Consider the following 22,383-nt stretch of genomic DNA (forward strand, 5'->3'; position numbering starts at 1 on the left):
ATCAACCTGCAAAAGTACGGGTCAGAACGTCCAGCTCACTTTGTAAATCTGTCTGCGGAGAACTTCCCAACAACATGTACCCATAGCCGTCCTGAGCCCAGGTGGCCGTCGCCAAACCGCTCAGCACCGCTTGCTTGATCTCAGCGGGCGGTGCGTCAGGTCCCTGACGAATTATGCAGAACGCAAATGGCTGACCCTGTTCATCTGCAAAGACAACCTGGATCAAAGGCTTGCCTTTGAAAGACAGAACCTGCGCCCGCTTAAGCTCCAGACCTGGCAAGGATTCCAGCGTTTCACGGTTCAAAGACCGTCCAAGCTCGGCCTCGGCCATTTCAAATTGCTTGTTCAGTGACGCTTCGGAACTGTCCAGAGAGGCAATTGTCTCGGGCACATAAAGCGACTGATAGATCGCCGCTTGCTGCGCCCAGCCCAAATCTGCTGGACGTGTGGCCCAAAACGTCAGGGCAACGGCCGCAACTCCGACGCTCGCAGCCACAGCAAAAAGGCGCAATATCCCACCGCCTGTGGCTTGCTCCACGGATTCGGGTAATTCTATCTTCGGCGCTTCGGCAGGCAGTGTTTCGAAAACTTTCTGAATCACTGGCGCGAACGGGTCCAACGCCATTAGGCGGCGTTCAAGTTCAGAATCTTCTTCAACCGCGGCCTCGATGGCGCGGCTCTGAGTCTCGTCCAGTGTGCCTTCCAGATACGCCAACAGCGTCTCGTCGGAAAACGTCATTTGCCACTCCGTCGCGCGGCGTCAGCCGCATCAAGCTGCATTACGGTTTTCAGTTTCTGCCGGGCGTTCGATAGCCGGCTCATGATCGTACCGATGGGAACTTCCAGCATGGCAGCGGCTTCGCGGTAGCTGTACCCTTCAACGAATACAAGCATAACCGTTTCCCGCTGCGCTTCTGGCAGCTGCATCACTTGTGTAAACACTTCAGTCGCGAAAATATTCGTTTCTGAATCCGGTCCGCTGGCCACAAGGTCAGCTTCTGGCGTCACCGACAAGGCCTGTGCCCGCCGAACCGAGCGCGACCGGACCTCGTTCAACCAGATTGAGCGGCAAATCGTCATCAACCAGCTGTCCAGACGGTTGTGCGAGGTGACCTGATGATGGCGTTCCAGCGCGCGCAGGCACGTGGCCTGCAGAAGATCGTCCGCCACGTCCGATGCCCCTGACAAAGCCAGCGCAAACCGCCAGACGCGTTTCGAATGCGTCTGCACCGCGTCGCGGACGGCCTGTTCAGAAGTCATTTCGGCACTCATCGAATAAATCGCGACCTGTGTGTGTTTGTCTCTCACGGACCACGCCCGCCGGGGCAAAAGTGTCACAAACCTTGGAGGATTGAAATGAAACTTCTGTTGAAAGCAGTCACGATTGCGTCGACGATTGTTGCAACGCCTGTTCTGGCAGACAATTGGACGCTGGACAGCGACAACTCACATCTGGCTTACGGAAGCATCAAGAAAAACTCTGTTGGCGAGGTTAACAGCTTCACCAAACTCAGCGGGCATGTGACCCAAAACGGCCGTGCAGAAATCGAAATCGACCTGTCAACGGTCGAGACAAATATCGACATTCGAAACGAACGGATGATTGAATTTGTCTTTCGCAAAGCGGGCACCGCAACTCTGAAGGCAGATTTTGACATGGCCGAGGTGTCTGGGCTGGCCGTCGGAGAAACCACGACGGTGGATGCCGCATCAGTCCTAACGCTGGCCGGAACAGAGGTTGCCTTTGACACCGAGATGTTTGTCGCCCGGTTGTCTGAAACATCTGTATTGGTCTCGACCAATGACATGGTTTTCCTCAACACTGAGGACGCCGGTGTCAATGCGGGCGTCGACAAACTGATGGACCTGGCCAACCTTCCTGGCATCACCCGAACAGTACCCATCACGGCGCGGCTGGTGTTTCATTCAGACGGCAAACAGGCCGCATCACAGCCCACGACACCAACAGCGGTTAGCGCAACATCAGTGTCAGGGGACGCCAAAGCCGGAAAAAAGGTTTTTCGCAAATGCAGCGCTTGTCACAAGCTAGACGAAGGACGTAACGGCGTCGGTCCGTCCCTGCACGCTATTTTCGGAAAGTCCGCAGGTCAGGTGGAAGGATTCAGGTATTCCGAAGCGCTACAGAACGCCGACATTGTGTGGACGCCAGAGAGTTTGACTGCGTTTCTTGCCGATCCAAAGGCATTTCTGCCCGGCAATCGGATGCAGTTTCCCGGTTTGAAAAAAGAAGACGATATATTGAACCTGATGGCGTATCTGCAGCAAGAGGGCTAAGCTCTTCCAAGCGCCGACTTCGCGACAAGTTTCGTAGCACCGTCGCGCAACAACGGTTCAGTTCCCATTTCGTTTTTTGCAACGAGTCCAACTCGTTCTGCTCTAAAATAGGGAAATCGGCGATAATTGGCGCATTGCACTTGTTTGATACCATTGCAATCCCCATCTACGGCTGCGCACGAAAGGCAGCTAACATGGGCCGCACTGACGCAGCCCGGTATCTGCCCTTTTGGCCCGGGAAGAATTAGGGTATCTGAACGTGCGCACCGTTTCACGATTTGGAGAACGCAATGATAACGCGCGCCTGGAAAAAATGGCGATCAGGCTACATGGGCCGCCTTGTAGGCGAAAGCTTTTACGAGCAAGGCCCACTGTATGGTATTGCGATTTTGGCGATGATCATGGTGGCTGTCACCACTGCTGGATCGGCTTATATGATGGAGTACATCGTTGATGCCATGACCAGCCCAGAACTGCGGGGATGGGCGCAAGTCATCGCACTGGCCGTTGTATTGCTGTTTCTGACTAAAGCGATTGCCTCTTATATTCAGGCAAACTACCTCGCGCGCGCAGGCAATCGAATCGTCGCGCAACAGCAGGAAAAAGTTTACCGAAAACTGCTTCGCCATGGCGTTTCTTTCTTTACTGCAAATGAATCGTCAGACCTGCTGATGCGTACAACAAACGGTGCACAATCTGCCCGCGGCTTGATCGATGTACTTGTTACCGGTTTTGTCCGCGACGCCCTGACTTTGGTCGGGCTTGTTGCGGTCATGGTTTATCAGCAGCCCGTTCTTTCGGTGATGTTCTTTGTTGTGGGTCCTGTTGCTTTGCTGGGGGTCCGGTATCTTCTGAAAAGCGTGCGCAAAATCATGCAGGCTGAGTTTAAATCGCTGGCCGAAATCATTCGCGTCCTTCAAGAAACATCGGCTGGCATCAAGGTCATCAAGGTCTTTTCGCTGGAAGATCGAATGATCGACCGGATGGAGACAGCCATCCGCAAAGTTGAGCAACGCTCGAACGACATTGCCAGACTGCAGGCAATCGCCAGCCCGCTTATGGAGTTTCTGGCAGGCCTTGCCGTTGCTGGCGTGCTTATTGTCAGCACAATGGGCATCGCGGGTACCGAACAGCCGACAGCCGGGCAGTTGATGTCCTTTATCACCGCTTTGTTGATGGCCTACGAACCCGCGAAACGCCTGTCGCGTATGCGTGTCCAGATTGAAGCCAATATGGTGGGTGTCAGCATGTTGTTTGGTCTGTTGGACCAAGAAGACACGATGACCGAAAGCCCCGACGCCCGCGACCTAACCGAGGGGCCGGGTCATATTGCCCTGCGCAACGTGACCTTTGGGTATCAAGGTGCGGTGCCTGTGATCGAAGATATGAACGTCTCGTTCGAAGCAGGTAAGACAACAGCCCTTGTTGGCCAGTCCGGCGGTGGTAAATCCACCTTGTTCGGATTGATCATGCGGTTTTATGATCCCGATGAAGGCGTTGTTGAGATCGACGGGCAAGATCTGAGGGAAGTTAGCTTTGCCTCCTTGCGCCGAAAGATCTCATACGTAGGTCAGGACACATTCCTGTTTTCGGCGTCAATCATGGACAATCTGCGTTGTTCGGCTCCGGAAGCGTCCGATGAAGAAGTATTTGAAGCCGCCAAAGCAGCCCATGCGCATGATTTCATCATGGATTTGCCTGACGGATACGACACTCAGGTGGGTGAAAATGGAACCTTCCTGTCAGGAGGCCAAAAACAGAGGATCGCCATTGCGCGTGCCATACTGCGCAACGCCGAAATTCTCTTGTTGGACGAAGCCACAAGCGCCTTGGATGCTGAATCGGAGTCTCTGGTCAAGAAGGCTCTGGATGCCTTGACGCAGAACGTCACAGTCATCGTAATCGCACACCGTCTTTCGACAGTGCTTGAGGCAGACAAAATCATCGTGGTTCAGGATGGAGCAATCGTAGAGCAGGGCAATCTGGATCAGTTGATGAAGAAAAGCGGTAGTTTCCGAACACTGTTTGATCAACAATTCAAAAAACACATTCCCGCTCCAGAAGTCGCGGAATAACCGCGACTTCAACCGTGTATTCTGAACTCATGTCCCGAGACTAAGTGCCCGGGGCTATGGCAGATCATCCAACAGCATCGGGTAAAGCAGATTGCCTGCCTGCGGGCCTGCGCCAAGATAATCAACCCATTGATCGGTGGATTCATTGTATCGGCGGTACCGCTCAATCTTGTCATAAAGCCCGTTGACGATGGTCTGTTGTTCAGAAATCGGAAGGCGAACCCAATCGTCTTCGGTGATGGCCATAATCTGAGATTTGTAAGGCAAGTCCGCTAGGTATTCGTCCAAAGCCACAGCTTCCGCAAGGCTGGGGTCCGACTGCCGCGACACCTGATCAGGTCTCCGGCTCATATCCGCAGCCACGCCCAGAACCTGCGCAAAAAACTGATCGGGATTGACCACGTTGCGTTCCGCCTGGTCCACGATGATCCGCAGCGCTTCTTCCAGGTTGCTCAGATCGGCTTTGGAAATCAGCAACCGGATCGACAACGGCTTTAAGCCGGTGCGGTCAAAGTCGCGATCCGCCACATAAGCTTCGAACAAATCCGGTGCACGCGCGCCTTCTGTCTTGCCAAGATACGCCAACTGCATGGTCCGACCGGCAGTACTGAGCCCCGAAAACCGACCGTCGCCCTCATCGCTGACGGCATCTTCGTCCAAAATCTCATCCCCACCACTCCGTCGATAGGAAGATGTTTGCTGAGCAACGATTGCACCCAACGTACGGGCAGTTTCCCGGTAAACCTCAGGATCACCGTTTTGGATAGGGAAGTATAACGGTGCCGAATTCGGAAACGCCGTCAGCTGTTTGTAAGCTGCTTCGGCCGACGGATGGTCTTTCGCCCCACGGTCAGTACGTAGATGCATAACCGCCATCGCGCCGCCGATCCGTTCACGGATAATCCTGTTCAGACTTTCCGCGCTGAGACCTGTAGACGAGTATTGATCATCGAACTCACGGGGGCCTGCATCCGTCACCAATACGATGAAACGCGCTCCGAAGCCGCTCCAATCCATATCTTCCAGTGCATGCTCGATCCCGTGATAGCTGTCTTCGCGAAAGTTCTTACTGCTGGAATCCGCTTCTTGCATCTGGTCGATACCATTCAGGAAATTGTCAACGTTCAGCCCTTCCTGAAGGTCGACAAAAGTCCGAACGTCATAGCCAAGACCCGGCGCGGCCTCGAGGCTGTCGCGATAACCCACCAGCCCAAAGCTGACGGCGTCTGCCGCTGCGGATCCGGCAGCTTCACGATAAACCTCTTGCAGGGCATCGCGGGTTGCCCGGATGTAGGGCTCCATCGAAATCGTGGTGTCCACAACAAAAACCACTGCCGTTTTCAAGTCACCTGCACCCGCGTCATCTGATGGCAAGGGCGTGTTCGGCGCGTTGGCGCTGGCTACAGCGACTTGCAACAGATTGACAAAGGGGCCGATGTCAAACACGGCCTCTTCGGTGGAAAGGATCGGCATGACGTAAAGGTTTTGCCGCTGATCAATCGTTTCTCGCGGACCAAGCGCGATAACGGTTTCCGACGGTTCCCCGCCTTGTTCCGCAGCTAAGGCTTCATCCCTTGCATCCTTGGCCAAACCAGCCGGATTTTCACTTTCGATGATGTCGTAAATCGGGTCGATATCATTGAAAAACAAAACCCTCCCGACATTGTCGCTGCCTTCCAGTGTGGCGACAATATTCTGGTTCCAGGGGATGGAGGCCGCTGCCGGGATCCACATCAGGTCGTCGCCCTGATCGCTGGCCCCGATCTGCATCCAGTCACCGTCGCGGTCGTAGACAAAAAACACCTGTAGCGGAGACAACGCCGCAGCGGTGCCGTCACTGTCAGGCGCAGGTTTGGCTTCGATCCGCTCGCGGATCAGCACCCTTTGGAACAGGCTTGTTTTGCCTTCGATCGGTAGCGGAGATTTAGATTGCGCCAATGCTGGCACAGCCAACGCAGCCAGCAGGGCCGTCAAGGGTAGTATCCGTCTCAACATCTTAACCGTCTCCTCACTCACCCAATCGATCCAAAGCTTCCCGTGCCGGGTCTGAACCCAGGTCAGCGGCCCGCTGATAATAGCGTCGCGCAGCAGACGTATCGGGACGCGGGAAAGGCGACGTCACTGTGCTGTGCGTCTTTGGATCATACATTTCCGCAATAAGAATATTGGCCGAGGCGCGATCCTGTTGCGAAATCTCCTGATCGTTGCTGATTGCAATTAACGCCCCAAGAGCCGCATCCAGATTCTGAGCGCCGCCAGCGGCCAGTAGATCACGCGCCGCGGTCAAAGGATTGTCCGCTGCAACCGCCTCTTGCGCGATCTCAACAGATTCATTGACCTTTGCAGATGATCCACCTGCACCCGACAGAGAATACCATGCCGCGCCTGCAATCGCGATCAGTCCGACGACCCCGGCTGCGATCAAAGGAAGCTTGTTACCACCAGATGCTTCTTCCTCCGCCGCCGGTTTGCGCGCGGCAGCAGCAGGTGCAGGTGTCGGGGAATTTCCACTGAGCGCGGTATGGAACAATCCCGGCAGGTCAGTTGGGCGATCCTTGGGATCGGCTTTCAGCAGATGCTCCAGAACCGATTTTAGGGCAGGAGCAACTTTTGGGTCAGTGATTTTCACATCCACTTTGCGGTCTTCGACCGCTGCGAACCCTTTGCCTTCGCCCGGCAATTCCAATCCTGCAGTTCGCATCAGGACCAAACCCAAAGCATAGGCATCTGTCGCCGCAGAGACCTTATTTCCAAACAACCCCAGCTGTTCAGGCGCACAATAGCGCAGCTTTCCTGCGAAACTGTCACCAATAATCGACTTGTCTGTTCCAACACTGTCCGAAGCAAGGCCGAAGTCGATGAATTTTGCCTGATTGATATCCTCATGCGAAATCATGACGTTATCGGGGGCTACGTCACGGTGCACGATACCCAGTTTGTGAATCGCTTCCAAACCTTCGGCCAATCGCAAACCCAGTTTCAAAACATCGTCAGATGACAACCGGGCGCCTTTCTTGAGGTAATGTGCCAGCGGGTGCCCCGGAACAAATTCCATCACCAGAAACAGGCGGCCATCCTTGTCCAGCATCGAGGTTTCAAACCGAACCACCGCATCGCTGCGAACGGTACGCAACAGGTTCGCCTCGCGCCGGAACAGGTCCACCGCTTTTTGGTTCTTGGCGAAGCTGGGCGTCATCACCTTGATCGCCACCTCATGCCCGCTGGCCCGGTTCAGCCCACGGAATGTGGCGCCCATGCCGCCTTCGCCTAAAAGCGATTTGATCTCATAGGTGTCTTGCAGGACGCTGCCGGGTTTCAGACCCAGTACCGAGTGTTCCATGACCCCCCTTACCTCCGGTTCTTCAGGCTAATGGCGCTGTGTTTGGTGAAGGTGCGAATGTCCATGATCTGAAAACAGATGCCAGCAAACACCAAAGACGAGGTGATCCCAAAAACAACAGTCAAAAATGCTGCAATGATCGTAGTCGTATCCGGACCCAACGGAGACAGGCGCAGCATCGCTATGGCCGTAAAACAGAAAAACACAATGGACAGTCCGGCTGTAATCCAGACCAACACCTCAAGCGATTTGCTTAATACATCCCGCATCGTTCAACCTTTCCAATTCATTCTTCGACAAACGACAGGGCCACCGCCTGAAAATCGTCTGCAATCTGATCCAAGTCCGAATACCCAGCCACCGAGCGCGCACCGATATGGTCCTGCACCATCGCCAGACAGGTCGCACGCTCGCGGCCCCGTTCGGCTTCGGTCGGGTAGATAAAATCAATCTGCTTACGCAGCAAAACAGGCGAATATTGATCGACCAGACCTTCAATCAGGTTGGCGTACTCAACAATATCGGCCTTTGCCTTGGCTTCCAGCTCGGCCAGTTTTGCAGCGGCTTCTTCTTTCGCGATCAAAACTTCTTCCAGAAACGCCTGGTCGCCGCTTTGACGAGCTTCGTTTTCAAGCGCGTCCAGCTCGGGCTGAATGGTCAGCGATGAGATCAACGCATTCAGATACCGCCGGATACCTTGCCCACACACCAACACGCCCGAGGTCAGGATCAGGCGGATCGACTGATCTCGTTGCGCGTTACGTTCCACGCGCCCGCGGTTCAGAGTGTCCTTGATCACGGCTAACTGGGTTTTGGTCCGATCCGAGAGTGTCTCACTCGAAATTTCGTCCAGCAGGTCCATTGCCTCCTGCTCACTTGCGGCCACTGCCAAACCTTCATCAGGGCGCGCCAACTGGTCCAGACCGTCCTTGAGCGCCTGATCCTGATCGGCAGAGGTAATCGCCAAGCCTTGCAACACCAGACGCGTGCCTGTGAACCTGTCGGCAGAGGCCGTGTTGGACAAGATATCAAACGGGGGCACCTCGAACCGGGTCGACGAGGTAATGTCCGCCAATGGTGTCCGGGCATCCCCTCCTCGCTTCACAAACCCGCCTGCCTGACCGTGCAAACGCCCATGCCGCACCAGAGCAAACGGATCACCGACAATCTCGGCGGCATTGCCCAACATGTCGTGCAAACCCAACGGATTTGGGCGCAGCGATCCCATCACCTGCAATTTACCGCCAGCCGAGGCGGTACCTCCGTGCGCAATGAACTCATCCTGCGGCGTACCATCGGGGACGGGCGGCAGCGGCGCGCGAAACAGCGCCTGATCCACGGCCAAACCGCCGCGCGCCGAATACTCCCATTCTTCTTCGGTCGGAAGCCGCAGATAGGCGCGCGTCTCACCAACGCGGGGCAAACTGTCCGGCGCATTCTGCATCAGCCAAAGCGTGTAGGTTTCGGCAAACCGCTGATAGTCCAGCTTGGTTTGACCGACGGCAGGCACAAAGGCACGACGGCGGGGTTCTTTGTCGGGGCAACCGACCATGACAACGTCCCACTGCGCTTGCGCAAGCTCATATTTGGCCATGTAGAAATAGCCCTTGGCCACCCCATCGTCATCCGCAAACGCACCCGAAACAAAAGCGCGGCGCAGACCGTTCAAATAGGGCTGATCGCTTCCCTCCTGCCCAAGCACAACTGAAACGTCACCGATTACCCCATCCGTGTTTGGTGTCGCTACCTTGCGGAACGTCATAGCGCCCCCACAGGGCATAGGCAGGGTCAGATCCCCTTCTGCAGGCTGCGGGTTAAAGTACTTTTCCTTCCAGGTGATGTCCTGCGCCTGTGCTGCAGCGGAACAACCAAGCAAACAAGTCAACGCAGCCACTTTGGAAAAAGACGGTTTAAGCATGGGTCAGAACCTCCTGTGGTTCGACATTGCGAACGGCAAACACGGCCCAGATTGCTGCAGTCACAGCGGTTACCGCCCCCAAAACCAGCGTTGCCAGAATGTCGCCGGGGTACAGGCGCGCGACGGATTCTCCGGGCGCGGTTTCGAACGTGGCGTTGATGGCCAAAAGAAACGGAAGGATAAGGACCAGGGTCGCGACAACACCCCCCAGAACCAGTGTCAAACTTTGGACCACCGGAACAACACAACGTTGACGGTCTGGCATGGTCAGCATCGAGAACAGACTGAAAATTACCCGTTGACGTTCGACCATACCGCGAAGGTTGGCCGACATTGCGGCCCAGAACCCAAACATCGCCAAGGCGGCAATTGCCGTGAAGAGAAGGTTCAAATTCCGGCGAAACGACAACAAAAGTGCTGCGTTTTCGGCCCGCGGACGCGTTTGCAAGCCAAGATCGGTAAGATGCGCTGACAAAGTCGCAATGTCCTCTAACGTTCGGGCATACAGGCGATAACTCGCATAGCTGTCAGGATCTGACACCGGATCCGTCCAGTTCCCCGGTGTCACCGACAGGTCGTCCCGAAACCTTTCAACGGCTAACAGATCGGGCACAGACAGAAAAATCGCTGAACGAGGCCAGATTTCTGCCGGAACGACACCGATGACCGTCAGATCCCGCCGTGCATTCTCGCGTTGCCCATCAACTTCGCGACCAATGATCATGTCCAAAGTGTCCCCTGCCGTCACCGACAGGTCTTGGGCCAACTTGTCGGAAACCCAGACAGTGCCGGGCGAAACAGCTTCACCGTCAATCAAAGGATCCCCGGCAGCTGACGGGATCAGAGGAACTGCCCGTTCCAATTTTCGCTGCGCTTCATTTCGCACAGCATTGGCAGACGTGTTGATCGAGCGGGTCGCAGGCACAATAAACCCAACGTCTTGACGTGCCCCCAAGGCGGCAAAAAAAGCTGCATCATGCTGTCCCGCCCCGATCGCCAGGATTTCACGGTTTGAAGGGTCCTCGATCAAGCGCCCGACCATGGTGCCTATGACACCGTTCTTCAGGGCCAGAATGATCAACAACGGGCCAAGCACACCTGCCAAGGCGGCCACGAAGCACAGGGCCGACTGCCAATCGTGCCGCAGTTCCCGTAGAGCCAGTTTCGCAGGAATCTTCAGCATCACGCCACCCGCGCCGCGACGCGGCCTGCCGTAGAAAAGATGGAATAGGATTGGCCCTGATGGTCAATCAGCCGGTGGTCCGCGCGGGGTGCGTTTGCGAAGTCCCCGGTCTGGGCCTGATGGCTGGCCAAGACAACGGCCGATCCAGCCTCGGCCGCCAGATGCACGATCAGCCCTTCGACCTCGGCCACATTGGCAGGGTCCAGTGCTGAGACCGGTTCATCCAACAACAGTAGCGCGGGTCGACCCAGCAAAGCCCGCGCAACTGACACGCGCTGCCGCTGACCAACCGATAACTGACCGGGTTTGCGTGCTTTGTAATCGCCCAGCCCCAGTGCCCGGATCAGGTGATCCTTCCACTCGGCATCCGGTGCCTGCCCGGCCACCCGTACGGGAAGTTCGATGTTTTCCAGCAAGTTCAGATATGGAACCAAGGTGTTGGTTTGCAAAACAAAGCCAAGCCGGTCGGGTCCGGCAAATGCAGCACGCGGCGTGTCAGGCGCGACCTGCACGCCAGCGATTTCATGCCGCATGTCCGGCAAATCCACCAACGGCAACGCCCCGGCGATCAAACCCAAGGCCGTGCTTTTGCCGGCACCACTGACTGCATCTAAGACGATGGTCTCGCCCGCTTTCAAATCCAGCTCTTCGATCACAACAAAGAACCCCGGCGCCCGTTCGATGCCAAGGTTTCGGATCGACAAAACGGTGTCAGGGTCGTTTGAGGACAAGAGCGATCCCTCCCAATTCGACCTTGGACTTCGTGTTAATTTGCACCGGCTCATTTGGTTTCAGCCGACGCCCATCGACCTTGGTGCCGTTGGACGATCCCAGATCCGTCAGCATCATCTTGCGCCCCTGCAACGAAAGACTTGCATGACGACGGCTTAGGTTGCGGTCGGTGACTGTCAGCGTGTTTTCACTCGCCCGACCTATGGTCACACCGGATTGCAGTTGTGCCGCACTGAACTGCGCGGATCGTCCGGCCATTGTGACCGCTAGAATGGACCGCCCGCGTGGCTTGACGACAGCGGCACCGCGGCTGGGCGTGTCTTCGGCATCGTCCCGCTTTCTCGAAGCTACCAAATACATTCCGCCGATCACCAAAGCGCCGCCACCGCACAGGACCGAGAGAATGATTAAAAGAGTGCTGTCCGATTCCCCGCCGCCCGACACAATAGTCGGATTGTCAGGATCACAGCCAGCCTTGTGGCGCGTGAAAGGTACGTTACTGTCTTGCAAAAATCCAACTATTGAGTTGGCAGACGGCGCAAAGAAGGTACCGTTGGCCGGTGTCTCGCCATCGGAATTCAACACCACTCCAGCCGTATTGATCCCCAGAACCGAGCCACAGAAATCGATCATCGGCCCGCCCGAGTTGCCGGGGTTGATTGCGGCGGTATGCTGCACAATCTCTTGCGTGCCACGGTTGCGCTGTGTTTTGCCTGGCGACACTTTACTGACAGCTCCTTGCGTCAGCGTGGTTTCGAAAAACGCCAATTCGTTGCCACTGTCATTCGACACGTCCGACGTGCCCGGAAACCCAACGGCAGCGACCTGTTCGCCTTTGTTGATGGTGCCGACACGCACTGCCAGAATGTTTGGCGTGTGCCCAAAGCTTTCCTGCGGCGTGATTTTCAGGATCGCCATGTCCTTTTCGAACGATGCATAGGCAACCTGAACGTCGTATTTGTAGATCCGGTTTCCTTCTTTGAACCCAACAAAGGCCCCCGTGCCACCGTCGATGACATGGTGGTTGGTTAAAAAGTAATACCCGTCGTCGTCGGGCAGTGGCGCAAGAACAAATCCCGAGCCGGTGCCCCATCCGCCATCATATTGCACAACCACACGACCAACAGCTGCATCGGCCACAGCAACCACTTCTGATTGGATTTGGGACCAAGCGAACGAGGCTCCAAAGCATACCGAACACAGAACGGAATACACAAAAACTCGAAGAACAATCATTACATTCACATCAAGGTTCCATAAGCAATCACGGCCAGAGCGACGACCAGAATGAAAAACAACACCAGCAAAGACGCCTTGTGCCCACCCGACCGGCCACGCTTTTGCCGGGTTTTGCGCATCTCTGGTTTTCGTGTGACGTTAGGCTCTGGCTGTTGCGATTTGATCTGGGGCACGTCCAGATCAATCTCTGCGACCCTTGCATAGTCACGCGCGGTTCGAATGCGATCTCGCGGTAAAAGCTTGCACCCCAAGTCAATCGCATTCAGCAGGGCGTCATCATAAGTGTCCTGCACCCTGTTGCGGACCAGATTTTGACGCACGGGAACATACGGGTCACGCCCGGAAGAACGCACATCCTGCCAACGCTCTTCCGCATTGGGCGGCAAACTTTGGGATACCATTTCGTACAGGATCACCGACAACGCGAATAGATCGCTCCACGGTCCTTCATGTACGCCGCCAGCCAATCCCGTCTTTTCGGGGGGGAACTGTTCAATCGCTGCGTATTTCCGCGTGAACATTGACGCCAGCCCGCTGGATTTTCCCATTAAACGCGCGGCCCCAAAGTCGATCAGGATAGGCTGACCATCTTTTCGGATCATGACATTTGCTGGCTTCATATCCCGATGCACAACACCCACCTTGTGCACTGCATCCAAAGCCCCGAGCATAGACCGCAGAAAAGTCTTTACCAGTTCCTGCGGCACCGATCCGCGTGCATCGATCATACGCGCCATCATCCGGTCGAGCGGGTCGCCATGGATGTACTCCATCACACAATAGGCCGTACCGTGTTTGCGGAAAGCGGCGCGCACGCGCATCAGGCCCTGCTGCTGTGGCAAATCACGCAGCAAATTGGCCTCCTGCAGAAACGCCTCCAGCCCCATGTGAAACAGCTGCCGCCCCTCTGACGTCGGAGCAACTGCATTGTTGGGCCCTCGGTTCGCATAGTCTGCCGGAAAATACTCCTTGATCGCGAACCTTTCACCGGTTTCCCGATTTCGCGACTGATAGGTGATGCCAAAGCCCCCTTGCCCCAGCACGTCCCCCAGGACGTAGCCGGCAAAGGTTTCTCCCTTTGGCAAGTGAACGGACACGGGCGGGGCTACTCCTGATCTATTCCACCTGAGGACGGTTGCTCGTCCTGATTGGTCACTTCGTCCGGCGTTTGATCCTCAGCGGGTTCAGATGATTCAGCTGGTGCATTGCTTTCATCCGTATCACTTTCGTCTGTCGCATCCGGCTCAACTTCAGGCACCTGAGTGTCAGCCTCGTCAGACGGCGCGATCTGTTCCCCATCCGATGTGTCATCTGACGGTTCCGGATCGGTCGTAACCGAACGATCGCCTATGCTACGCTCTTCCTGAGACGGTGCCGCCGTCTCTTGCGCGGGATCAGGCTCGGACTCGACCACTTCTTCGCCTTTGAAGGTGAGCGCGCCAACAGCGGCCCCAATCGCCAAAGCGCCAAGGCCAATTGCAGCATATTTCAACGTTTTCTTATTGTTTTCTGCACCGTTGAAAGCCCATTGGCTGCCGCGCAGCATACTGCTCATGCCATCTTGAACATGAGCATAAACAACAACGGTTGTATTATCCTGCTTGGGCTTGCCTTTCGCTTCGACCGCGTTCAGCAAGTCCGAGGCAACGCCACGCATATCTCTGCTTTTGCCGTTTTGCAGAACGCTAGCGATTTCGGCTTGGGGCAAAGTGTCCAGCCCGTCCGAACACGCCAATACCACGTCACCGGGCTTGAGGCTTATTGCATTGACGTCCGTCAACGAGATCCGATCGCCCATGAGCGCAGACCGCAGCGCGTTGCGGCGTGGATGATTGTCCGCCTCTTCTTGCGTGATCTGGCCTGCGGCCACCATTTGCAGCAATTCGCCATAAAGCGAATGATCTGCGTTCAGCTTTTTCAACCTCCCGTCGCGTAGCAAAAACAGACTGCTGTCTCCTACGGAAACCCAAACCAGACGATCCCCCAGTTTGAGTGCAGCAACCAGCGTGCAACCCATACCCTTGAGGTCGGGCTGGCTGGCGATCTTCTGACGCAGTGCTTCATTCGCTGCGGTCAACGAATCCTGCAGTCGTTCACGCGGGCGCGGTGCAACCGAACCTTCGATGAAATGAGATTTAAAGACCGACAGCGCCAGATTTGCCGCCACCTCGCCCCCGGCATGGCCGCCCATTCCATCGGCGACCAGCATGAGGATATCGGATTTTGGGTCGCGCTCGTTTTGAAAAACGATGTCGAACGTGTCTTCCTGGTTCTCTCGCTGACCTAGGCTCTGTTTGCCGCTGATGATTGTCATCTGGATCAGTCGTCAGAGCTTTCGGCCAGTTCAGACCAGTCAAAATCCTCGTTACAGAAGGCCACAAAGCGCACATGCGTCTGTTTCGACAACTCGATCAGCGCGTAATTCTCCAGCGGCATGGTCGTTGCAACGATCTGGCCGTTGATCCGGCTGATGTTCCGCCCGGTCCCCGGCGCCGCGAAGAACACTCGGTTTGCGTCATCGAAGATAACCCTCAGATGGTCCTTGCCGGAAATCATCTTGTCGCCGAAATCCAGGGCCACACGCTCATCACCATCCCGGCCCAAAGTGTTCATGCCAGAGCCCAGATTGACCGATTGGCCAAGGCCGGGACCTTTGACCACGACCAGCCATCCGGTGATGGGATCGACCATAGGATCGAACTCGGCCTTTCCCGAAAACTCTTTGGACATCCCGCCATGATAAATCTGAGTTTTCTCGGATTCGACGTATTCGGTTGGAGCTTCGCTGAACGACGACCCGCCAATCGCGTGTGTCGGCTCGTTGTCGGACGGAGAAATGCTCTCGGTAAACCCTTCATCCGAGCCGAAATCCACGTCGCTCAGCTCTTCTTCGTCCTTGTCGAACAGCCAGCTGGTTTTGTTGTCATTTCCCATTATTTTCACCTTTCCTGTTCAGTTGATCCCGCGGCCTATGCCCGGACCAGTTTCAGGCGTACGGACCCAAGGCCCACAGTGTCACCTACATTAATCTTCTGCGCGCCTTTGATTTTGCGGTCATTCACAAGCGTGCCGTTCAGACTGTCTAGATCGCTGAGCGTAAACCGCCCGTCCTGAGTTCCGCTCAGCTCGGCATGGACACGCGACACGCCACCGTCAGGGATGACCACTGCGTTAGTGCTGCTGCGCCCCAGTGTCGAACGGCCGGCCGGAACCGGGAAGCGATGCCCGTTATCGACACGCACCAGATAAGCTACCGGAGGTGGTGCATATGCTGCGGTCGGTGCGCTGTCTTGCGCAGGCATTTCCGTTACATCCTGCAGATCATCCGGACCAAGATCGTCCAGATCATCCTCTTCTTCGGTGCCACCCCGGCGCATAAGCAAAACCGCCAGCAAAAGGGCCAGCAGGGCAATAACACCAGCGCCAATATAGACATAAAGCGCAGGCAGGCCAAAAATCAGCGGTTCTTCCTCAGCGGGTTCGGCTGGTTCCTCCGGTTCTACCGCTGCAACGTTTACGGGCTGGAATTCAGCCGAGTAGCTTTTGGTCTGGGTTTGACCAGGCTGCCCAACCACCGGTTCAATCATGTCAATTGTGATCCGTGCCGGGGCCGGATCACCAACCGGCACAATCAGCCCAGAGCCTTTGACAGCGTTTCCGTAGCTGCGGATAAAACTGGAAACAACAGTGTTTGCCGTCTGCTGGTTCTGCAGGAAAACTTCTTCCATCAACCCGTTTTGTGGGTCGGTCAGACGTTTCAAAACATCTATGCCGCGGGTGGTGCGCGCATTGCCTTGCGCGCGCCAGAACATCCCCAAAGCAGAGACCGACACGCCAGCCTTTTCCGCCGCTTCCGAAATTTCTTCGACCGTGGCCAGACCTTCTTCGTCGCCATCAGTGATCAGGATCAGGTTCTTTAGAAGAACATCGTCCTGCTCGCTCAGCAGTTCTATCGCCCGCGTGGAATTCGCCACCAAACGCGTGTTCTGTTCTTTGATTTCCAGCCCATCGATTACGTCTTCGGCCCGAGACCGACTGGTGGAGAACGGCGAAAGCTCGACAATATCGTTGCCAAAGCCGTAGATCGCCACTTTCTCATCCGGTGGCAGGTTGGCTACCACGCGTGAAATGAGGTCGCGCTCTCGGGTCCAACTACGTACGCGACCGCTGCGATCCCCGACCGACAGGTCAATCAGAACCATCGTGGCGGACAGAGTCAGGTTTCCGGGGATTTCATCAACGTCTTTCACGAACTCAAAATCGGCTTGGCTGTCGCCCAACGACCGAAAGCTCATGCCACCCCGTTCGTTGCCCGAAGGGACGCGCACCAGGCAACTGTCTTCTGGCGCGGGCTTTGCAGGAGCGCAATCGAGAATGGCAAGACCCGTCGCTGGCGCGCGTGTCTTACCGTCTTGCGCGGTGGCCGCGCCTGCAAAAAACATTGCAGCCGCAACCGCAATAAATGTGCGAGAAATTCCGTAGGTCACGATCCCAAGACCCCCCTCAGGCAAGACGTCCCGGTCGTCGCATGCGTCGACAAGCGCCGACCTGACGTGTTTCGTATCAGATTGACAGCGCGCGGTAGGCTGACTTGATCCGGCTCAACTCCGAACGCACCACAGATGGGCTGGCCCCTGCGGCAACATCCCGTTCAACAGCGTTGAGCTGGCTGTCCAGCGCCTGCACTTGTTGCAGTTTGGCCGGATCCGATGCCGACGCGGCACGCGCCTTGGCCCCTTGCGCCTTTACATCGGCAATCTGCTGCCGCAGCGCATTAATCTCGCTTTGGTTGGCGTCACGCTGTGCTGCCAACTGTGCGTTACGCTGTTCAGCCGCTTTGTTCTGGGCCAGGATAGCGTCCGCCTGCGCTTTGTTCTGCGCGATCTGGCGGTCGTATTCACCCGAGTTCAAGTTTGCGATGTTGTCGAAAAGTGTTGCCGTAGTCGGGTCAGTCGACCCTGTACATCCCGCTACTGTGATGACGGAAACCAGTACAAGCGGTTTCGAGAAACGAAAAAGATCAGAGTTCATTTTACACACTTATGATTAGAAAACCCGCGCCTGTCGCCAGGCGCGGGTCAAAGAAATTCTTAAAGAAGATTGATGGACGCACGTGTGCGCGCAAGGCGATTCTTATTGCTGACTGCCGCGTTGGTTGCGCCACCCAGACCGGGTTGCCCCTTGCTGGATGCGGTGCGCAACTCGGAAATCGTTTTGTCCATATTCTGTTCACTGCGCTTCAGCTCGTTCGACACAACCTGACGGTTCGATTTGATCGCGTTGACGCGCTTGTTGTAAGCGGACTGTGACAGTTGCCCACCGTCCAGCTGCCGACGCAGAGACTTCAACTCGGCGTTTTGCGACGCCAGAACCGAACGCAGGTTTGACTGAACCGAATTCAGCTGATTGCTCACGTTGGACAGATTTGCCAGTACGGCCTTGCTGTTGACGATATCAACATTCTTGGCTGCAGCTTTCTTACCAACCTGGTTGCCGCCGACACCACCGATCAAGCCGCCTGCCGCTGCACCAGCGGCACAATCACTTGCACCGCCGCCAAGCAGCAAGGCCACACCACAGCCCACTGCGGCACCGGCCAGTGCGCCCTGCACCGTATTGTTCACGATGATATCCTTTGAAACCTGATCAAGGCTGCGCACCTGTTTCTCAAGTTGCTTTTCCTGCTGCGTCTTACCCGCAACTGCCGACGATGTGGCAGATTGAATTGTTTCTTCAGTACAGGCTGACAGTAGCAATGAAAAAGCGGCAAAAATGGAAATAGCGACTGAACGCATCAAGTAACTCCGTACACATAAATTATTCTTCGTAGTTGATTATGAACTCACATACTTTTTATTTTCAATCAACGATTCGCGTGTTCGCGTGATTAACAAAAATCGATGAAGTTTGGTGCGGCTTATATTATGGACACTTTCTCTCTAAGCTTGGTTACAATATGAAATTACCCTTTGAAGTCAGAGACAAAATCTCTCTTGCAAATGATGTTTTTTCTTTTCTTGGCAACATTGGCGCCGGAATTGGCGCATTGTTGGCATTTCTCGGAATTACCTCCAATTTAGCAAACAATACCACAAGTGTCGTATTTAATGTTCAGGTTTCTTCACTCTCGCTACCGGTGCGACTCACTCTTCTGCTTTTGATTGCAGCAGCCCTTGGATGGGGGATTGGGGCCTTGGTTGGAAAGCTTGGTCGCACCAGAAATGACTCGCTGAGTTTCATAGCATATGTTGTTGCTCTGCTTTGGGGGGGCTTGATGGTCGGGGCGGCTGACTGGCTTGCAATTGCTCCTCGCCATCAGGTGTTGTCCGAGACCTTGTTGTTCACCGTGGCCGGAACCGGACTGGCCCTTTGGATCGCCGGATTTCATTTCCAGAGCGCGTCCTCAAGAAGCAAGCGCATACTGCGTGTTCAATGCGATGCGTTGCTTTTGTTTTCGATTGGTTCAGCCTTGTTCTTGGCACTGACACTGTTGGGAGCAGGCACATGAAGCTTGGTGGTCCACTAGATTCCAAGAGCGCGGCGCGCTTGCTGAGCGCGGCCGCAATCCTGGACTTCATGTTTCTTGGCTTTGTTCTGGCAACCATAGAACCTGTCCTGCGTCAGGAATTGGGATTGCGTCACGTTGGCCTGGCCTTGCCGATCGGGCTCTATGTGGCTCTTGTACTGATCTATTGGCTGATCTGCGAAGGGTTCCTAGGTGGGCTGAGTCTTGGGCGCTACGCCATGCGCCTGAACATGCGGGACAAGCAAGGTAAACCCATTTCACCTGTGCGGCGATCCACCCGCGCCGTCAAAAAGATCATGTCTCTGGGCCTTACAGGAATGAACCCCAATGCCGTTTCGGGATATGACCGAGCGGCTGAGGTGACATGGTACAGTCCCATGGCACCGCGCCCCCTAGCCTATTGGCAGCTTGCCGTAATGGATGGCCCGGATCGCGGCAAGGTCATCGAGTTTCGGAAGGTGGCGGGCTTGCAGAAATCCCATCAAATCAAGATTGGCCGCGATCCAAACTGGGCAGACCTGGCACTGTCCCGCAGCGAAAAAGCTTCGGGCCAACACTGTGTGTTAAGGGTTGAAAAGAAGGGTGTTCTGTACATCCGGGACATGAACTCTTCCAACGGCACCTGGACAGGTGGTCGCCGGGTTGGACCCGAAAAATGGATGCCTCTGGCACCAGACGGTCGGTTCCGTGTTGGGAATATAACGGTCGCTGTGCTGCGGTGATGCGATCATAAACCTCTGTTTCAAGGACCAAACGCTCCAGCTTAGTTTCGCTGGCTGGGAACCACCTTGAACCAGTTAAACGACTTTCAACAGAAAACCAGGCGAGGGAATCCTCGCCTGGATTTTTCATACTTTAGGCGACCAGATCAAACCGGTCGTTGTTCATGACCTTAGTCCAGGCCGCAACGAAGTCGCGCGCGAACTTCTCGGCGTTGTCATCCTGAGCATAGACCTCGGCATAGCCACGCAGGATCGAGTTAGAGCCGAAGACCAGATCAGCACTGGTGGCAGTGAACTTAACCTCACCGGATGCGCGATCACGCAACTCGTAAGTGCCACCCTCGACCGGATGCCAGCTGAGCGACATATCCGTCAGGTTGACGAAGAAGTCAGTGGTCAGCTGTCCGACACGGTCGGTAAAGACACCATGCGCCGATCCGCCATGATTGGCACCCAGAACACGCAGGCCGCCGACCAGAACGGTCATCTCAGATGCCGTCAGGCCCAGCAATTGCGCTCGGTCTAGCATCATCGCTTCGGGCGACACGGCGTATTCTTTCAGCTGCCAGTTTCGGAACCCGTCAGCCAGCGGCTCGAGCACCGAGAAGCTGTCTGTATCGGTCTGTTCGTCTGTCGCGTCGCCGCGACCAGCCGAGAAGGGAACCGTGACATTAAAGCCTGCGGCCTTGATCGACTGTTCCAGACCGACATTACCTGCCAGAACGATCACATCAGCGACCGACGCTCCGGTTTCAGCAGCGATTGGCTCCAGCACGCCCAGCACTTTTGCCAGACGCTCAGGCTCGTTGCCCGCCCAGTCTTTCTGCGGTGCCAGACGGATGCGCGCACCATTTGCGCCGCCGCGTTTGTCAGACCCACGGAAGGTGCGGGCGCTGTCCCAGGCGGTGGTGATCATCTCGACCGCTGTCAGGCCACTGTCCGCAATCTTTGCCTTGACCGCATCAACGTCATATCCGGTCGAACCTGCAGGGATCGGATCCTGCCAGATCAACTCTTCTGCCGGAACGTCCGGACCATAGTAGTTAACACGTGGGCCCATATCGCGGTGGGTCAGCTTGAACCAAGCACGGGCGAAGGTGTCCGCAAAATAGTCCGGATCGGCCATAAATTTCTGACAGATCGCGTTGTAGGCCGGATCAACTTTCATCGCCATATCCGCATCGGTCATCATCGGCATCCGGCGGACAGAAGAGTCGGTCGGGTCGACCGGCTTTTCATCTTCCGGCATGTCGATGGGCTGCCACTGATGCGCGCCAGCGGGCGATTTGCCCAGTTCCCATTCGTAACCGAACAGATAGTCGAAATAGCCCATATCGAACTTCAGCGGCTCTTTCGTCCAGGCGCCCTCAATGCCTGATGTGAACGCGTTGGTCGCCTTGCCGTTCTGATCAGGATTGTTCCAACCCAAGCCCTGGCCAGACACAGGGCAGGCTTCGGGCTCGGCACCGATGTTGTCGCCTGCCATCGCGCCGTGCGCCTTACCGACCGTGTGACCACCGCATGTCAGCGCTGCAGTCTCTTCGTCATCCATAGCCATACGAGCAAAGGTTTCACGGATATGCAAAGCGGTACGTGCCGGATCAGGATTACCGTTCACACCTTCGGGGTTCACATAGATCAGACCCATATGTACTGCGCCCAGCGGGTTTTCCAGCGTGCTGGGTGTTTCCAGATCGCCATAGCGGCTCTCGGACGGGGCCAGCCATTGGTTTTCCGAACCCCAGTACACGTCTTTTTCCGGGCCCCAGATGTCTTCGCGGCCAAAACCGAAACCAAAGGTTTTCAGGCCCATCGATTCATACGCAACAGTGCCCGACAGGACGATCAGGTCAGCCCAAGACAGTGCGTTGCCGTATTTCTTTTTCACGCGCCAAAGCAAACGGCGCGCTTTATCCAGACTGGCGTTGTCTGGCCACGAGTTCAGCGGAGCAAATCGGATGTTGCCCGAACCCGCGCCGCCGCGACCGTCACCCAGGCGATAAGAGCCGGCCGAGTGCCACGCCAAACGGATCATCAGGCCGCCATAGTGGCCCCAGTCCGCCGGCCACCAGTCTTGGCTATCGGTCAGCAATGCTTCGACATCGGCGCGAACGGCTTTGAAATCCAGACCTTTGACCGCTTCACGGTGGTTGTAATCCGCATCCATCGGGTTGGTGCGCGTGTCGTGCTGGCTTAGAATGTCCAGGTTCAGCGCATCCGGCCACCATTTGGTGACAGAATTGCCCGTTCCTGTGTTCCCGCCATGCATTACAGGGCAGCCGCCGGATTGGTGATTGTGAGGGTTACCGTCCATTGTAAATCTCCTGAGTATTTACCTAGGGGTTCAGATAGG

General features: G+C 55.9%; 20 protein-coding genes. 4 read left to right on the forward strand and 16 right to left on the reverse strand.

The genetic code is table 11. The annotated features are described in order from the left end of the window. Position 1: 1 nt before the first annotated feature. Entirely contained in the window at positions 2–739 is a 738-nt protein-coding gene (locus GOV90_RS16330; protein ID WP_171095030.1) for a hypothetical protein, read from the reverse strand. After that, entirely contained in the window at positions 736–1,260 is a 525-nt protein-coding gene (locus tag GOV90_RS16335) for an RNA polymerase sigma factor (RefSeq protein ID WP_253284777.1), read from the reverse strand. Before GOV90_RS16335 ends, GOV90_RS16330 begins: the two co-directional genes overlap by 4 nt. Positions 1,261–1,356: 96 nt before the next feature. Between GOV90_RS16335 and GOV90_RS16340 the strand changes: the two genes are divergently transcribed. Together GOV90_RS16340 and GOV90_RS16345 are read left to right on the forward strand one after the other, a co-directional pair. Further along, entirely contained in the window at positions 1,357–2,295 is a 939-nt protein-coding gene (locus GOV90_RS16340) for a cytochrome c family protein (protein ID WP_171095032.1), read from the forward strand. A gap of 290 nt (positions 2,296–2,585) precedes the next feature. Then, the gene (locus GOV90_RS16345; RefSeq protein WP_171095033.1) at positions 2,586–4,370 is read left to right on the forward strand and encodes an ABC transporter ATP-binding protein; all 1,785 of its coding nucleotides are present in this window, start codon (positions 2,586–2,588) and stop codon (positions 4,368–4,370) included. 54 nt (positions 4,371–4,424) lie between these two features. Here GOV90_RS16345 and GOV90_RS16350 read toward each other — a convergent pair whose 3' ends face one another. From GOV90_RS16350 to GOV90_RS16410, 13 genes are all read right to left on the reverse strand, one after another. Beyond that, entirely contained in the window at positions 4,425–6,365 is a 1,941-nt protein-coding gene (locus GOV90_RS16350) for a vWA domain-containing protein (protein ID WP_171095035.1), read from the reverse strand. Between the two features lie 13 nt (positions 6,366–6,378). After that, positions 6,379–7,710, reverse strand: coding sequence for a serine/threonine-protein kinase (locus tag GOV90_RS16355; RefSeq protein ID WP_171095037.1), 1,332 nt, complete (start codon positions 7,708–7,710; stop codon positions 6,379–6,381). Between the two features lie 8 nt (positions 7,711–7,718). Next, entirely contained in the window at positions 7,719–7,979 is a 261-nt protein-coding gene (locus GOV90_RS16360; RefSeq protein WP_171095038.1) for a hypothetical protein, read from the reverse strand. Between the two features lie 17 nt (positions 7,980–7,996). Further along, positions 7,997–9,628: an SUMF1/EgtB/PvdO family nonheme iron enzyme gene (locus tag GOV90_RS16365; protein WP_171095040.1), complete on the reverse strand. Its 1,632-nt coding sequence runs from the start codon at positions 9,626–9,628 to the stop codon at positions 7,997–7,999. Next, the gene (locus GOV90_RS16370) at positions 9,621–10,811 is read right to left on the reverse strand and encodes an ABC transporter permease (RefSeq protein ID WP_253284778.1); all 1,191 of its coding nucleotides are present in this window, start codon (positions 10,809–10,811) and stop codon (positions 9,621–9,623) included. The genes GOV90_RS16365 and GOV90_RS16370 overlap by 8 nt, the downstream gene beginning before the upstream one ends. After that, positions 10,811–11,542, reverse strand: a complete 732-nt coding sequence (locus tag GOV90_RS16375; protein WP_171095043.1) for an ATP-binding cassette domain-containing protein — start codon at positions 11,540–11,542, stop codon at positions 10,811–10,813. Before GOV90_RS16375 ends, GOV90_RS16370 begins: the two co-directional genes overlap by 1 nt. Then, complete coding sequence (locus GOV90_RS16380; protein ID WP_171095045.1) at positions 11,523–12,779, reverse strand: trypsin-like peptidase domain-containing protein; 1,257 nt, start codon at positions 12,777–12,779, stop codon at positions 11,523–11,525. The genes GOV90_RS16375 and GOV90_RS16380 overlap by 20 nt, the downstream gene beginning before the upstream one ends. A gap of 5 nt (positions 12,780–12,784) precedes the next feature. Next, positions 12,785–13,879: a serine/threonine-protein kinase gene (locus GOV90_RS16385; RefSeq protein WP_171095047.1), complete on the reverse strand. Its 1,095-nt coding sequence runs from the start codon at positions 13,877–13,879 to the stop codon at positions 12,785–12,787. An 8-nt stretch (positions 13,880–13,887) separates the two neighbouring features. After that, complete coding sequence (locus GOV90_RS16390; RefSeq protein ID WP_171095060.1) at positions 13,888–15,096, reverse strand: protein phosphatase 2C domain-containing protein; 1,209 nt, start codon at positions 15,094–15,096, stop codon at positions 13,888–13,890. A gap of 5 nt (positions 15,097–15,101) precedes the next feature. Beyond that, entirely contained in the window at positions 15,102–15,716 is a 615-nt protein-coding gene (locus tag GOV90_RS16395; RefSeq protein ID WP_171095062.1) for an FHA domain-containing protein, read from the reverse strand. Between the two features lie 35 nt (positions 15,717–15,751). Next, the gene (locus GOV90_RS16400) at positions 15,752–17,269 is read right to left on the reverse strand and encodes an FHA domain-containing protein (protein ID WP_171095064.1); all 1,518 of its coding nucleotides are present in this window, start codon (positions 17,267–17,269) and stop codon (positions 15,752–15,754) included. Between the two features lie 76 nt (positions 17,270–17,345). After that, entirely contained in the window at positions 17,346–17,813 is a 468-nt protein-coding gene (locus GOV90_RS16405) for a hypothetical protein (protein WP_171095067.1), read from the reverse strand. Between the two features lie 59 nt (positions 17,814–17,872). Further along, positions 17,873–18,577 carry a hypothetical protein gene (locus GOV90_RS16410; protein WP_171095069.1) on the reverse strand — a complete coding sequence of 235 codons (705 nt, stop codon included), beginning with the start codon at positions 18,575–18,577 and terminating at the stop codon, positions 17,873–17,875. 161 nt (positions 18,578–18,738) lie between these two features. Here GOV90_RS16410 and GOV90_RS16415 point away from each other — a divergent pair, with 161 nt between their 5' ends. Both GOV90_RS16415 and GOV90_RS16420 read left to right on the forward strand, forming a co-directional pair. Beyond that, on the forward strand, positions 18,739–19,290 hold the full coding sequence (locus GOV90_RS16415) for a hypothetical protein (protein WP_171095070.1): 552 nt from the start codon (positions 18,739–18,741) through the stop codon (positions 19,288–19,290). Further along, positions 19,287–20,030, forward strand: a complete 744-nt coding sequence (locus GOV90_RS16420; protein WP_171095071.1) for an FHA domain-containing protein — start codon at positions 19,287–19,289, stop codon at positions 20,028–20,030. The genes GOV90_RS16415 and GOV90_RS16420 overlap by 4 nt, the downstream gene beginning before the upstream one ends. A 133-nt stretch (positions 20,031–20,163) precedes the next feature. On the opposite strand, the gene katG is transcribed toward GOV90_RS16420, so the two are convergent. After that, entirely contained in the window at positions 20,164–22,344 is a 2,181-nt protein-coding gene (gene katG, locus GOV90_RS16425; RefSeq protein WP_171095072.1) for a catalase/peroxidase HPI, read from the reverse strand. Positions 22,345–22,383 lie beyond the last annotated feature (39 nt).

This window comes from Ruegeria sp. HKCCA5929, assembly GCF_013034525.1.
GTDB lineage: Bacteria > Pseudomonadota > Alphaproteobacteria > Rhodobacterales > Rhodobacteraceae > Ruegeria.

Coding starts and splice junctions, on each gene's coding strand:
- GOV90_RS16335 (WP_253284777.1), bottom strand. CDS start 1,260: ATGACTTCTGAACAGGCCGTCCGCGACGCGGTGCAGACGCATTCGAAA.
- GOV90_RS16350 (WP_171095035.1), bottom strand. CDS start 6,365: ATGTTGAGACGGATACTACCCTTGACGGCCCTGCTGGCTGCGTTGGCT.
- GOV90_RS16345 (WP_171095033.1), top strand. CDS start 2,586: ATGATAACGCGCGCCTGGAAAAAATGGCGATCAGGCTACATGGGCCGC.
- GOV90_RS16340 (WP_171095032.1), top strand. CDS start 1,357: ATGAAACTTCTGTTGAAAGCAGTCACGATTGCGTCGACGATTGTTGCA.
- katG (WP_171095072.1), bottom strand. CDS start 22,344: ATGGACGGTAACCCTCACAATCACCAATCCGGCGGCTGCCCTGTAATG.
- GOV90_RS16330 (WP_171095030.1), bottom strand. CDS start 739: ATGACGTTTTCCGACGAGACGCTGTTGGCGTATCTGGAAGGCACACTG.
- GOV90_RS16355 (WP_171095037.1), bottom strand. CDS start 7,710: ATGGAACACTCGGTACTGGGTCTGAAACCCGGCAGCGTCCTGCAAGAC.
- GOV90_RS16380 (WP_171095045.1), bottom strand. CDS start 12,779: ATGATTGTTCTTCGAGTTTTTGTGTATTCCGTTCTGTGTTCGGTATGC.
- GOV90_RS16415 (WP_171095070.1), top strand. CDS start 18,739: ATGAAATTACCCTTTGAAGTCAGAGACAAAATCTCTCTTGCAAATGAT.
- GOV90_RS16360 (WP_171095038.1), bottom strand. CDS start 7,979: ATGCGGGATGTATTAAGCAAATCGCTTGAGGTGTTGGTCTGGATTACA.
- GOV90_RS16395 (WP_171095062.1), bottom strand. CDS start 15,716: ATGGGAAATGACAACAAAACCAGCTGGCTGTTCGACAAGGACGAAGAA.
- GOV90_RS16390 (WP_171095060.1), bottom strand. CDS start 15,096: ATGACAATCATCAGCGGCAAACAGAGCCTAGGTCAGCGAGAGAACCAG.
- GOV90_RS16420 (WP_171095071.1), top strand. CDS start 19,287: ATGAAGCTTGGTGGTCCACTAGATTCCAAGAGCGCGGCGCGCTTGCTG.
- GOV90_RS16405 (WP_171095067.1), bottom strand. CDS start 17,813: ATGAACTCTGATCTTTTTCGTTTCTCGAAACCGCTTGTACTGGTTTCC.
- GOV90_RS16370 (WP_253284778.1), bottom strand. CDS start 10,811: ATGCTGAAGATTCCTGCGAAACTGGCTCTACGGGAACTGCGGCACGAT.
- GOV90_RS16365 (WP_171095040.1), bottom strand. CDS start 9,628: ATGCTTAAACCGTCTTTTTCCAAAGTGGCTGCGTTGACTTGTTTGCTT.
- GOV90_RS16410 (WP_171095069.1), bottom strand. CDS start 18,577: ATGCGTTCAGTCGCTATTTCCATTTTTGCCGCTTTTTCATTGCTACTG.